This is a genomic window from Bradyrhizobium sp. cf659 (assembly GCF_900113725.1).
Classification (GTDB): domain Bacteria; phylum Pseudomonadota; class Alphaproteobacteria; order Rhizobiales; family Xanthobacteraceae; genus Bradyrhizobium.
In genome coordinates, this window is record NZ_FOQJ01000003.1 from 801,717 (window position 1) to 814,230 (window position 12,514).

The 12,514-nt window shown below is 65.4% G+C and carries 11 protein-coding genes; 10 read left to right on the top strand and 1 reads right to left on the bottom strand.

The window, feature by feature from the left end; genetic code table 11:
* The first annotated feature begins 93 nt into the window (after window positions 1-93).
* Both BM118_RS17835 and BM118_RS17840 read left to right on the top strand, forming a co-directional pair.
* Complete coding sequence (locus BM118_RS17835; protein ID WP_092186805.1) at window positions 94-1,425, top strand: solute carrier family 23 protein; 1,332 nt, start codon at window positions 94-96, stop codon at window positions 1,423-1,425.
* Window positions 1,426-1,498: 73 nt separating this feature from the next.
* Window positions 1,499-2,335, top strand: a complete 837-nt coding sequence (locus BM118_RS17840) for an SDR family oxidoreductase (RefSeq protein ID WP_092187047.1) — start codon at window positions 1,499-1,501, stop codon at window positions 2,333-2,335.
* A gap of 53 nt (window positions 2,336-2,388) precedes the next feature.
* Here BM118_RS17840 and BM118_RS17845 read toward each other — a convergent pair whose 3' ends face one another.
* On the bottom strand, window positions 2,389-2,649 hold the full coding sequence (locus BM118_RS17845; protein ID WP_092186806.1) for a DUF1488 family protein: 261 nt from the start codon (window positions 2,647-2,649) through the stop codon (window positions 2,389-2,391).
* Between the two features lie 745 nt (window positions 2,650-3,394).
* Here BM118_RS17845 and BM118_RS17855 point away from each other — a divergent pair.
* The 8 genes from BM118_RS17855 (at window position 3,395) to BM118_RS17890 (ending at window position 12,456) form a co-directional block, all read left to right on the top strand.
* The gene (locus BM118_RS17855) at window positions 3,395-4,174 is read left to right on the top strand and encodes a sensor histidine kinase (protein ID WP_177234409.1); all 780 of its coding nucleotides are present in this window, start codon (window positions 3,395-3,397) and stop codon (window positions 4,172-4,174) included.
* Between the two features lie 45 nt (window positions 4,175-4,219).
* Window positions 4,220-4,624: a hypothetical protein gene (locus BM118_RS17860; RefSeq protein ID WP_092186809.1), complete on the top strand. Its 405-nt coding sequence runs from the start codon at window positions 4,220-4,222 to the stop codon at window positions 4,622-4,624.
* 145 nt (window positions 4,625-4,769) lie between these two features.
* Window positions 4,770-5,591 (top strand): NAD-dependent protein deacetylase, encoded by an 822-nt coding sequence (locus BM118_RS17865; RefSeq protein WP_092186810.1) that lies wholly within the window; start codon window positions 4,770-4,772, stop codon window positions 5,589-5,591.
* Window positions 5,592-5,732: 141 nt separating this feature from the next.
* Window positions 5,733-7,817, top strand: coding sequence for a hydantoinase/oxoprolinase family protein (locus BM118_RS17870; RefSeq protein WP_092186811.1), 2,085 nt, complete (start codon window positions 5,733-5,735; stop codon window positions 7,815-7,817).
* Between the two features lie 2 nt (window positions 7,818-7,819).
* On the top strand, window positions 7,820-9,478 hold the full coding sequence (locus BM118_RS17875) for a hydantoinase B/oxoprolinase family protein (protein WP_092186812.1): 1,659 nt from the start codon (window positions 7,820-7,822) through the stop codon (window positions 9,476-9,478).
* Between the two features lie 39 nt (window positions 9,479-9,517).
* On the top strand, window positions 9,518-10,516 hold the full coding sequence (locus BM118_RS17880) for a TRAP transporter substrate-binding protein (RefSeq protein WP_092186813.1): 999 nt from the start codon (window positions 9,518-9,520) through the stop codon (window positions 10,514-10,516).
* Window positions 10,517-10,526: 10 nt separating this feature from the next.
* Window positions 10,527-11,120, top strand: a complete 594-nt coding sequence (locus BM118_RS17885) for a TRAP transporter small permease subunit (protein WP_092187048.1) — start codon at window positions 10,527-10,529, stop codon at window positions 11,118-11,120.
* A gap of 31 nt (window positions 11,121-11,151) precedes the next feature.
* Entirely contained in the window at window positions 11,152-12,456 is a 1,305-nt protein-coding gene (locus BM118_RS17890; RefSeq protein ID WP_092186814.1) for a TRAP transporter large permease, read from the top strand.
* Window positions 12,457-12,514 lie beyond the last annotated feature (58 nt).

The window sequence follows — 12,514 nt, forward strand, 5'->3', positions numbered from 1 at the left end:
GATCTGCATCATGTGATGGCCGCCGCAGAAGCAACAATCACATTTTTGTCGGATCGCACGAAGATCGATCGCTGCACTGCAATTGGGGGGAACATGTCGACTGCAACAGGCTCCGACGGGCAGGCGCAAGGCCGTTCACAAGGCTATTTTCCGCGTTGGACGTTGAAGACCTCAGGCGTGATCATGCCCGAGGAGCGGTTGCCCTTGGGCCAGACGATCGTCGCGGGTCTCCAGCACGGCGTCGCGATGTCGGGCGGCACGATCATCGCGCCGCTCTTGATGGGGTTCGATCCCAATGTTGCGCTGCTGTTCTCCGGCATCGGCACGCTGATCTTCTTCGCGGTCGTGGCGGGGCGCGTGCCGAGCTATCTCGGCTCGAGCTTCGCCTTCATCGCCGTCGTCATCGCCGCCACCGGCTATGCGGGGCATGGACCGAACCCGAATCTTTCGGTTGCGCTCGGCGGCATCATCGGGGCCGGCGTGCTCTACGGCGTGATCGCGCTGATCGTGATGTGGTCGGGCGTCGGCTGGGTCGAGCGCCTGATGCCGCCGGTCGTCACCGGCGCCGTGGTCGCGGCCATCGGCCTCAATCTCGCGCCGGTCGCCGTCAAGTCGGTGAGCGCTGGTACGTTCGACACCTGGATCGGGCTTGTGACCGTCCTCGTCATCGGTGTGATCGGCGTTGCGGCGCCGGGGCTGTGGCGCCGGCTGCCGATCATCCTCGGCGCGATCGGCGGATATCTGTTGTACTGGCTGCTTGCCAACGGCTTCGGTCTTGGCAAGCCGATCGACTTCACCCAGCTCGCGGCCGCGCCGTGGATCGGCTTGCCGGCTTTCGCCACGCCGACCTTCCAGGCCGATGCGATCGTCCTGATCGCGCCGGTCGCGCTCATCCTCGTCGCCGAGAACCTCGGACACATCAAGGCCATCGGCGCGATGACGGGGCGGAGCCTCGACGGCTTTCTCGGCCGCGCCTTCCTTGGTGACAGTCTTGCCACGATCGCTTCAGCCTGCGGCGGGGGCACCGGCGTCACCACCTATGCCGAGAACATCGGCGTCATGGCGGCGACGAAGGTCTATTCGACGCTGCTGTTCGCCGTCGCCGCCCTGGTGTCGATCCTGCTCGGCTTCTCGCCGAAATTCGGCAAGCTCATCCTGTCGATCCCGGGTCCCGTCATCGGCGGTCTCTCGATCGTGCTGTTCGGGTTGATCGCCGCGATGGCTGGGCGGATCTGGGTCGAGAACAAGGTCGACTTCGCCAATCCTGCGAACCTGATCACCGTGGCCGTGGCGCTGACCGCGGGCGCGGGCGACCTCACGCTCAAATTCGGCGCGTTCACGATCGGCGGGATCGGAACCGCGACCTTCGGCGCCATCATCCTCTATCAGATCCTCACCTCTTCCCTCGCGCAACACGCGGAATGAATCCCAGGGCTGCGCTGGTGGGATGGAACAAAACGTCGCCTCCGTCGATGATGAGGCACTCCGGAGAAAGCTCATGCCACAGACCGACCGCTCGATCCCGTTTCCCTCGCGCCTCGTTGGCCAATACGCGCTGGTGACCGGCGCCTCGCAAGGCATCGGCCGTGCCGTCGCCATCCGGCTCGCCCAGGAAGGCGCGACCGTCGCCATCAACTATTTCGATCACCCCGGGAAGGCCGAAGAGACGCTCGCGCTGGCGCGGACGGCATCGGGCGACCGCGGCCACGGCAAGCTCGATCATGTCATCGTCAAGGCTGACGTCGGCAACGAGCAGGACATCGCCGCGATGTTCGAGACCATCCTGGCGCGCTGGAAGCGCCTCGACTGTCTCGTCAACAATGCCGGCTTCCAGCGGGAATCGCCGAGCGATGCGCTCGACGTCGAAACCTATCGCCGCATCATCGACGTCAATCTCAACGGCGCCGTGCTCTGCGCCCAGAAGGCGCTGGCGCATTTCGTCGCGCGCGGCGGAGGCGGCAGCATCATCAATTGCTCCAGCGTCCACCAGATCGTTCCGAAGCCCGGCTATCTCGCTTATTCGATCAGCAAGGGCGGCATGGCCAACCTGACGCGCACGCTCGCGCTCGAATTCGCGAAGCACGGCATCCGCGTCAATGCGGTCGGTCCCGGCGCGATCGACACGCCGATCAACGCGGCCTGGACCGGCGAACCGGAAAAGCGCGGCGTCGTCACCAGCCACATTCCCATGGGGCGCGTCGGCACGCCGGAAGAGATCGCCGCCGTGTTCGCCTTTCTCGCCTCTGACGATGCGAGCTACATCACCGGGCAGACGATCTATGCCTGCGGAGGCCTGACGCTATTCCCGGAATTCCGCGAAAACTGGGCAAGCTAGAAACTTGGATTCACGGACGAATCCACGAACTCATCACCCTCGTGCCGACCGCATCAGAAATCTGCTGCGAGCAGGTCGTAGGAGCCCCTGCTGCCGCGCACATACTTCCTGGCCGCGGTGGCACATATCAAGTCGCGATTGCAATCGAACGCGTTCAGGAATCCCGATTCGGTCGCATTGGCGCCCGGTTGAATCTGCTTCAACGCGCCTTCATCGATGAAGAACGAGGCCTCGATGGCGCTGTCGTGTCCCCAGAACCGCACGGCACGCCGTGTCCGGTCATATGAGCGACTGTGATTTGGAAAATCAATCATGGTTCGGGCCGATCAGGTTGCAGGTGCCGTGCGCCTTCACGCCGTTTGAGCCGGGGGCACGCTGGGTGGCCGACGCTCGGCTTGCGTACGTCAGGAGCACGGACGTTTCGTCGAGACCTGACGAGAGTGAGCCGGTTGCGCCTCTTTCAAATGATGATTTGGCGACAGCGTTACAACCCGGTTCGATGCCGATCGCGACAAATAGTTCGTCGCAAGCCTCGCTATTCGGCGAAAGGTGACTATATCCCGTTCATCACCGCCCGCCCCTCGGCCGTTATCGGTGACTGAGAGCATTGCGCTCCCGCCGCGACCAAGAGGCGGTCAATATGTCGGTTTCCCCCGGATTCATCCTTCGCGAGTGGCTCGTACCTCCGGTCTTGCTGCCCATCTTCTTCGTGCTGGTGATCGCCGTTTCGATGTTGATTCAATGGTAGTCGGTTTCGGCGCGCCTTCGCCCTCGGATCAGGCAAGCACCTCATCGGATTCAATTCAGCCGTCGTTGGGTTGCGAGCTGAACTCGAGGGCGATCGACGCCCTCCGTCGCGCTCGCGAAATGCCGTCGGGAGACAAGCGCATGGCGGCAATGCGCAGGGCAGCGATTCTTGGAAATGCCGCTGAGATTCACGCGTATTTCTCGCCAGCGAAGGCGCCCAAGCAAGATCACGACGCCGCTGAAATCCCGCCTTCGTGACGGAACGTTCCACTGAAACCAGGTCCGGCAGCAACCCTCGTGACACAGTCGCCAATGCTCGAGATCGATCTCCGCACGGGCCGGCACCTCGGCGGCGGAGAGTCGCATGAGGATGCTTTGGCGGCAGAGAATGTCAGCCTGCGGCTTCTCCTGGCCCAGGCCGAGATCAACACGAGGGGCCTGCTTGCCAGGGCGGGGATCGACGCCAGGGAGCGAGAGACGTCCGAGAAGCTGCAAAAGCTGATCCTTGAAGAGCTGCACCACCGCATCAAGAACACGCTCGCGACCGTCTCCGCCATCGTCTCCCAGAGCTTGCGCGGCGAGCAAGGTGTGGCGCACGCACAGCAGGCCATCGCGGGGCGGCTACTCGCGCTTGGCCGGGCGCACGATCTCCTCGTGCGGGCGAGCTGGTCGAGCGCCAACCTCGGGGCGGTCGTCCGCAGCGCTATCGAAGCTTTCGACGATCCCGCTGAATCGAAGTTCTCGATTTCGGGACCCGATCTCCGGATCAATTCGGGTGCCGTGGTCGCGGTCGCGATGACGCTCAATGAGCTTTGCACGAACGCCACGAAGTACGGAGCCTTTTCGGCTCCAAAGGGGTGCGTCGACCTCCACTGGACGATCGATCCGCAGGCGCAACGCCTGCGCCTGACCTGGATCGAGAAGAATGGTCCGTTGATCCAGTCACGCGCAAAGCGCAGCTTCGGAACGCGATTGATCGAGACGCTGGGTCGCGAACTCCAGGGCGACGTGCAATTGACCTATGCGGAGAGGGGCTTCGCGTACACGTTCGACGCTCCGTTGGCCTCTCTGAGCGTCCCGATGCCGGCCTAGCCGGCAGGCTGAAATACGTCGAGACTTTCAACGAAAGGAGGCGGCATGTTCAAATTTCTACAGTATCGTGCAAGAGCGGCCGCGTATGGCGAACTGGCCAGGAGTTCGCCCGGCAAGGATGATACCCGCAAATTCGAGAAGTTGCAGGACAGCCTTGCGTCGCGCGCGGACAACGAGCAGGTCCTCGCGGATCAATACGTGGATGCAGTCAACGCGGGGGAGACGGAGCGACTGCGCGGCGCAGCCCTCGCGGCGGAGGAAGAGCGTGTTTTGCGCTGTCTCGGCGCGGCCGTCATCATGCAATGGAATTCTCTGCCGACGACGCTTCAGCGGGAGATCTTCGACACCGCCGGATCGGTCGGAAGCTTGTTGGACACGGCGGCGCTCCGTGGGCAGATAGCCCGGTTTCTTCACAAGCACAGGCATGACACCGATCCCAGCAAGATCTGACGGATGATGTGTTCGGGCACGACAAACTATTGCGCGAGCATTCGCCGCCGGCATTTCTCCGGCGCGGATCAACCCGTCGCCGGCTTCGGGCCGCCGGTCCGGGAGTGATCTGGCAAAATGTCGCTGCACGGACTACATCTGCGCCATGGCAAATGCTCCGCTGGCAAACCCTCCGCTCCAGGATTTCGTCGCCCGGCACCAACGTCTGTTCGTGCTGACCGGCGCCGGCTGCAGCACCAATTCGGGCATTCCTGACTATCGCGACAGCCACGGCAACTGGAAGCGGACCCAGCCGGTCAATTTCCAGGCCTTCATGTCGGAGGCGCATACGCGCCGGCGCTATTGGGCGCGCAGCCTGATCGGCTGGCGGCGGTTCGGCCAGGCGAGGCCGAACGATGCGCACCATGCGCTGGCCCGGCTCGAGGCGAGCGGGCGGTGCGGGATGCTGCTGACCCAGAACGTCGACCGGCTGCATCAGTCCGCCGGCCACCGGCAGGTGATCGACCTGCATGGCCGGCTCGATCTGGTCCGCTGCATGGGCTGCGGGGCGAAGACGCCGCGCAACGAATTCCAGGATACGCTCGGCCGCGCCAATGCAGAATGGCTCGCGCTCGATGCCGCGGATGCGCCTGACGGCGATGCCGATCTGGAGCACGCGGATTTTTCCTCGTTCAAGGTGCCCGCCTGCGAAGCCTGCGGCGGCATCCTCAAGCCCGACGTCGTGTTCTTCGGCGAGAACGTTCCGCGCGAAATCGTCGCCACCGCACAGGACCATCTGTCGCAGGCTGACGCGATGCTGATCGTCGGCTCCTCGCTGATGGTCTATTCCGGTTTCCGCTTCGTGCAGGCTGCCGCGCAGCGGCAGATCCCGATCGCCGCGGTCAACCTCGGGCGCACCCGCGCCGACGATCTCCTGACGCTCAAGGTCGAGGAGCGTTGCGAAGCGGCGCTTGCATTCCTGCTCTGATCGCGTGCGAGGCGAACACGCCTTGCCTATTGCATGGGTGCCAAGCAGAATAGCCGGGCGCGGCGTTGCCGGCATGCCTGATGGCACGGAAATTGCTGCGTTTTTGTCCCCAGTCTTGACGATCAGCACGGAGAATTTGGAATGCTTGAGGGAGCCGAGGTGCGGCTTGCCGTTGATATCGGTGGCACGTTCACCGACATCGTGCTGGACATGGGTCAGGACCGTAAGACGCGCAAGGTGCTGACGACGCCGCAGCGCCCCGAACAGGCGGTGCTGGACGGGATGCGTCTCATTCTCACTGACGCACGCGCCCATATCAGCGACATCGACGTCTTCATTCACGGCACCACGCTCGCGACCAACGCGATCATCGAGCGCCGCGGCGCCAAGACGGCGCTGATTGCGACCGAGGGCTTTCGCGATGTGCTCGATATCGGCACCGAGAGCCGCTACGACCAGTACGATCTCAGCATCGACAAGCCGCGGCCGCTGGCGCCGCGCAGTCTGCGCTTCACCGTGCCCGAGCGCATCGACGCGCACGGCGCCGTCCGTCTCCCGCTCGACGAAGCCTCGGTGCGTGCACTCGTGCCAAAATTGCGTGAGTTGAAGGTCGAAAGCGTCGCGATCGCCTTCCTGCACTCCTACGCCAATCCCGAGCACGAGCGCCGCGCGGCCGCGATTCTCAGCGAGGAGATGCCCGGCATTTCCGTGACAGTGTCATCGGCGGTGTGTCCGGAGATCCGCGAATATGAGCGCACGTCCACCGCGGTCGCGAACGCCTATGTGCAACCGCTGATCGACGGCTATCTCGCCCGCATGGCCGATGCCCTGCAGGTCGAGCAGTTCCGCGGTGCCATCTATCTCGTCACGTCCGGCGGCGGCGTCACCTCGATCGAGACAGCGCGGCGCTTTCCCGTGCGCCTCGTCGAGTCCGGTCCTGCCGGCGGCGCGATCTTCGCGGCGCAGATCGCAGCGCGGCTCGGCGAGAGCAAGGTGCTCTCCTTCGACATGGGCGGCACCACGGCCAAGATCTGCCTGATCGAGAAATACCAGCCCGAGACCTCGCGCGTGTTCGAGGTCGATCGCGCCGCGCGCTTCCTGAAAGGCTCCGGCCTGCCGGTGCGCATTCCCGTGATCGAGATGGTCGAGATCGGCGCCGGCGGCGGCTCGATCGCCCATGTCGACGCGATGAAGCGCGTCACCGTCGGCCCTGAGAGTGCGTCGTCCGAGCCGGGCCCGGCCTGCTATGGCCGCGGCGGCGAGCGTCCGGCCGTGACCGATGCGGACGTTGCGCTCGGCATGATCGATCCCGACGCCTTCGCGGGTGGCACGATCAAGCTCGACCCCGAACTCTCGAAGCAGGCGCTGCTGCGCAGCGTCGGCGAGCCGCTGGGCCTGTCGGCGGAAACCGCGGCCTATGCCGTGCACGAGGTCGTCTGCGAGAACATGGCGAGTGCGGCACGCGTGCATGCGGTCGAGCGCGGTGCCGTGGTCGGCCAGCATACGCTGATCGCCTTCGGCGGTGCCGCGCCGCTGCATGCGGCGCGCGTCGCCGAGAAGATCGGCGTCTCCCGGGTGATCGTGCCGTCGAATGCCGGCGTCGGCTCGGCGGTCGGATTTTTGGCGGCGCCCATCGCTTACGAACTGGTGCGCAGCCGTCACGTCCGGCTCGACGATTTCGACACCGGAGCGGTCTCCGACCTCTTGCAGGAGATGGCGACCGAGGCGCGTGCGCTGGTCGAGCCCGGTGCTGCCGGCGCGCCGGTGCGCGAACGCCGCGCGGCCTTCATGCGCTATGTCGGCCAGGGCCACGAGATCAGCGTCGAGCTGCCGAACCGGCCGCTGACATCAGCCGATCTCGCCGGCCTGCGCCAGAAGTTCGAGGCTGATTATTCGGCGATGTTCGAGCGCCCGATCCCGGGCGCCGCGATCGAGGTCCTGAGTTGGTCGGTGCTCGCCACCACCGAGCCGCGCAATCCGTCCGTCGTCGCGGCCGTTGCACGCATGCCCGCAGGCAAGGCGTCCGGCAGCCGGAAATTCTTCGACGGCCGGGCCGGAGAGGTGATCGAGATCCCGCTCTATCGCCGCGAGGACATGGCGCCGGGCGCGACCGTTGCGGGTCCCGCCGTGATCGCGGAGGACGAGACCTCGACCTTCGTCTCCAACAGTTTTGACGCCCATATCGACGGTGCCGGCAGCATCGTCATGGAACGGAAGGCGGCCTGATCATGAGCAAGGCAAGCGGCGCGAGCCTGATCGACCTTCAGATCATGTGGCACCGGCTGATCGCCGTGGTCGAGGAGCAGGCGCAGGTGCTGCTCCGCACCGCGTTCAGCCCGATCGTGCGCGAATGCGGCGACCTCTCGGCCGGCGTGTTCGACCTCAAGGGGCGGATGCTGGCGCAGGCGGTCACCGGCACGCCCGGTCACGTCAACTCGATGGCGGAATCGGTCAAGCACTTCATCGACCATTTCCCGATCGAGACGATGAAGGAGGGCGACGCCTACATCACCAACGATCCCTGGATGGGTACCGGCCACCTCAACGACTTCGTCGTCACCACGCCCTGCTTCAAGGACGGCAAGCCGGTCGCGCTGTTCTCCTGCACCAGCCATCTCATGGACATCGGCGGCATCGGCTTCGGCCCTGATGCCACCGACGTGTTCATGGAGGGGCTCTACATCCCCATGCTGAAGCTGATCGACCAGGGCGTCGTCAACGAGACGCTGATGGCGATGATCCGCACCAACACGCGGCTGCCGATCGACACCGAGGGCGACACCTATTCGCTGGCCGGCTGCAACGACGTCGGCTGCGAGCGCCTGGTGGAGATGATGACCGAGTTCGGCATCGACACGCTCGACGAGCTCGGCGACTACATCTGCGACCGCTCGCGCGAGGCCGTGCTGGCCGAGATCGCCAAGCTGCCGAAGGGGAGCTGGCGCAACACCATGGTCGTTGACGGCTACGACGCGCCGGTGACGCTGGCCGCAACGCTGACGATCTCGGATGCGGGCATTCACGTCGATTTCGACGGCACCTCGGCCGCATCGAGGTTCGGCATCAACGTGCCCTTGTCCTACACCACGGCCTATACCGTGTTCGGCCTCGGCTGCGTCGTCGCCTCGCAGATCCCGAACAATGCCGGCTCGCTCTCGCCGCTGACGGTGTCGGCACCTGCCGGTGCGATCCTCAATGCGCCGAAGCCGGCGCCGGTCGCCTCGCGCCACATCATCGGCCAGATGCTGCCCGACGTGGTGTTCGGCTGCCTGCGCCAGATCATTCCCGAGCGCGTGCCTGCGGAAGGCACCTCGTGCCTGTGGAATCTCAACGTGCGCGGACAGACCCGTTCGGGCGTCGGCGGCAATTACGGGTTCTCGATGGCCGTCACCTCCAATGGCGGCACCGGTGCGCGCTTCGGCAAGGACGGCCTGTCGGCCACCGCCTATCCCAGCGGCGTGCGCGGCACGCCGGTCGAGATCGCGGAAACACAGACGCCGCTGATCTTCTGGCGCAAGGAGCTGCGCCCGGATTCCGGCGGGGCAGGGCGCACCCGCGGCGGCCTCGGCCAGATCATCGAGGTCGGCAGCGGCGTCGATGCGCCGTTCGACATTCTGGCCGCATTCGACCGCATCGATCATCCGCCGCGCGGGCGCGATGGCGGCCGGAACGGCGAGGCCGGCTATGTCGGCCTCAAATCCGGCAAGAAGCTGCGTGGCAAGGGCTTTCAGCAGGTGCCGCCGGACGACCGTCTGGTGGTGCTGACGCCCGGCGGCGCCGGCATCGGCGATCCGGCCGAGCGGGCACGCGCGGCCGTCAATGACGACATCGAAAGCGGCCTCGTGTCTGCGGACAACGCGGTTGCGGTTTATGGGTACACGCGGTGACGCGTCAGGCGTCGTGCGTAGAGTGAACTGAGGGGCTCAATGATCACGCGACGGAACTTCACCGCGGGCGCAGCGACGCTGCTCGCCGCCGGCCACATCTCGACCCGCGCGCGGGCAGCAACGACAAGCTGGGATATGTCGACGGTCTGGCCCGACGGCAATTTCCACACCCAGAACGCGATGGCCTTCGCCGAGGAAGTGAAGAAGCAGACCGGCGGCACGGTCAGCATCACCGTGAAGGCCGGCGGCCAGCTCGGCTTCAAGGGCCCCGAGCATCTGCGTGCCGTGCGCGATGGCCTCGTGCCGCTCGCCGACGTCCTCAACATCCAGCAGGTCGGCGACGAGCCCTTCATGGGCGTCGAGAGCATCCCGTTCCTGTGCGGCTCGATGGACGAGCTCAAGGTGCTGCACAAATATGTGCGGCCCGAATACGAGAAGGTCGCCGCGCGCAACAACCAGAAGATCCTCTACATCGTGCCGTGGCCGACGCAGTATCTGCATCTCAAGGTCAAGGTCGCCGACGTCGAGGGCCTGAAGAACATCAAGATCCGCGTGCCCGACAAGAACGCCGTCGACATGCTGGCGGTGGTCGGCATGGCGCCGGTGATGATCCCCTGGGGCGAGACGATCCCCGCGCTTGCGTCGGGGGCTGTCTCGGGCGTCTCCACCTCCGCGGTGTCGGGCGTCGACGGCAAGTTCTGGGAATTTCTGAAGTACATCTACCCGACCAACCACGTCTGGTCGTCGCAGATGCTCACGGTCAATCTCGATTCGTGGAAGGCGCTCTCCGCCGATCAGCAGAAGCTCGTCGCGGATATCGCCGCGAAAATGGAGCCGGGTTTCTGGGCGAACTCGCTCAAGGCCGACGTCGACAGTCTCAACCGCCTCAAGGAAGGCGGCATGGAGGTGATCCCGGTCTCGGATGCGATGATAACCGACATCCGCAGCAAGACCGCGCCACAGCTCGACGCCTTCCTCAAGCGTGTGCCGGCGGCCGACAAGCCGGTGCGGGCCTATCTCGCCGAAATGAAGCGCTGAGGACGAGGTGGTGACAAGCGTCCTTCCCGCGGCACCGCAAAGCCTCAATGCAGCGGCGCCGGCGCCGCTGCGCATCCTGCTCGATGGCATAGACCGTCTCGGCCGGCTCGACGGCTGGATCGGCGGCGGCTGTCTGCTCACGCTGACGCTGTTGATGCTGTGCGAGGTCGCAACCCGCTTCCTCTCGAACTTCCTGCCGTTCTTCCCGCCGACCATCTCGATCGCGTGGGAATATTCCTCCTATCTGATGGCGGCGTCCTTCACCTTCGGCGCCGCCATGACCCTGCGCGTCGGCGGCCACATCCGCGTCGTGCTGCTCCTGAAGAACGCGCCGGCGCCGGTGCAGCGCGCGCTCGAGATCCTCTCCGCCGCGGCCGGCTTCGCTTTCATGGCGTTCCTGACCTCCGCGATGGCGAAGTTCGCCTTCGGCGCCTATGTGCGCGGCCAGGTCTCGACCTCGAGCGACACGCCGCTGTGGTTTCCGGAAGCCGTCGTCACCTTCGGCATGCTGCTGCTCACGCTCCAGTTCCTGGCGCGCGCGATCCAGGCCGCGCTCGGTCTGCCGCTGGAGGATCACCGCATGAAGGCCTCCCCCGTCGAATGACCGCCTTGCCCGCCAACGGATTCAAGATCGCATGACCATCGAAGTCGTCGCCCTGTTTGCGATCCTGTTTGCGCTGCTGGCCTGCGGCGTATGGATCGGCCTCACGCTCGCGCTCACCGCCACTCTGCTGCTGGCGATGTTCCGCTCGATCCCGCTCGACAAGCTGTTGCCGCAATACGCCTGGAACATCCTGACGACGCAGGAGCTGTTGGCGCTGCCGCTGTTCATCCTGATGGGCGAGTTGTTGTTCCGCACCCGCCTGTCGCGCTCGCTGTTCCAGGGACTTGCGCCCTGGGCCGGGCTGCTGCCGGGCCGCCTGCTGCATGTGAACGTGATCGGCTGCACCATCTTCGCGGCGATCTCCGGCTCGTCCGCGGCGACCACGCAGGTGATCGGCCGCATGTCGCTCAACGAGCTCTTGCGCCGGGGCTATTCGCGCGACATCGCGATCGGCTCGCTCGCCGGCGCCGGCACGCTCGGCTTTTTGATCCCGCCGTCCAACATCATGATCATCTACGGTGTGCTCGGCGACGTTTCCATTCTCAAGCTCTTTACGGCGGGCGTGCTGCCCGGCCTGCTGCTCGCCGCCACCTTCATGGGCTGGGTGATGCTGCACACGACGCTCAAGCCCTCCATGGTGCCGGAGACGGAAGCAAAACTCTCGCAGGTGCCGTGGGGCGAACGCTTCGCCGCGCTGAAGGACCTCGCGCCGGCGCTGTTCCTGATCGCCTGCGTGCTCGGCTCGATGTATGGCGGCCTCGCGACGCCGTCGGAAGCCGCCGCCGTCGGCGTGCTCGGGGCGGGCCTGGTGGCCTGGGCGCAAGGCTCGATGTCGCAGCAGGTGATGCGCGACGTGCTGATCGGGTCGGTCGTGACCTGCTCGATGATCGCGCTGATCGTGCTGGGGGCCTCCATCCTCGGCAACGCGGCCGCCTTCCTGGGAATTCCGCAGGCCGTGGCCGCCTTCGTCAAGGGCCTCGGCCTGTCGCCCTTCATGCTGATCGTGGCGCTGATCGTCTTCTACCTGATCCTCGGCTGCTTCCTCGACGGCTTCTCGATGATCGTGATGACGCTGCCGATCGTGCTGCCGATCGTGAAGGGCGCAGGTTTCGACGAGATCTGGTTCGGCATCTTCCTCGTGCTCGCCGTCGAGATGGCGCAGATCACCCCGCCGGTCGGCTTCAACCTGTTCGTCATCCAGGGCCTGACCGAGGACGGCCTCGGCTACATCGCGCGCGTCACGATGCCGTATCTGGTGATCATGATCGGCTTCGTGCTGCTGCTGACGCTGTGGCCCGGGATCGTCACGATCCTGCCGCGGGTGCTGTACGGCTAGCCCACGTCGCGTCGACATCTGTCGCTAGAGGTCAAAACGGTCAGCGCCGCTGTCGTTT

What these genes read in the sequence shown, in the direction of transcription:
- BM118_RS17845 (WP_092186806.1), bottom strand. Translation starts at nt 2,649, where the DNA reads ATGATTGATTTTCCAAATCACAGTCGCTCATATGACCGGACACGGCGT.
- BM118_RS17875 (WP_092186812.1), top strand. Translation starts at nt 7,820, where the DNA reads ATGAGCAAGGCAAGCGGCGCGAGCCTGATCGACCTTCAGATCATGTGG.
- BM118_RS17840 (WP_092187047.1), top strand. Translation starts at nt 1,499, where the DNA reads ATGCCACAGACCGACCGCTCGATCCCGTTTCCCTCGCGCCTCGTTGGC.
- BM118_RS17870 (WP_092186811.1), top strand. Translation starts at nt 5,733, where the DNA reads ATGCTTGAGGGAGCCGAGGTGCGGCTTGCCGTTGATATCGGTGGCACG.
- BM118_RS17835 (WP_092186805.1), top strand. Translation starts at nt 94, where the DNA reads ATGTCGACTGCAACAGGCTCCGACGGGCAGGCGCAAGGCCGTTCACAA.
- BM118_RS17880 (WP_092186813.1), top strand. Translation starts at nt 9,518, where the DNA reads ATGATCACGCGACGGAACTTCACCGCGGGCGCAGCGACGCTGCTCGCC.
- BM118_RS17860 (WP_092186809.1), top strand. Translation starts at nt 4,220, where the DNA reads ATGTTCAAATTTCTACAGTATCGTGCAAGAGCGGCCGCGTATGGCGAA.
- BM118_RS17865 (WP_092186810.1), top strand. Translation starts at nt 4,770, where the DNA reads ATGGCAAATGCTCCGCTGGCAAACCCTCCGCTCCAGGATTTCGTCGCC.
- BM118_RS17890 (WP_092186814.1), top strand. Translation starts at nt 11,152, where the DNA reads ATGACCATCGAAGTCGTCGCCCTGTTTGCGATCCTGTTTGCGCTGCTG.
- BM118_RS17855 (WP_177234409.1), top strand. Translation starts at nt 3,395, where the DNA reads ATGCTCGAGATCGATCTCCGCACGGGCCGGCACCTCGGCGGCGGAGAG.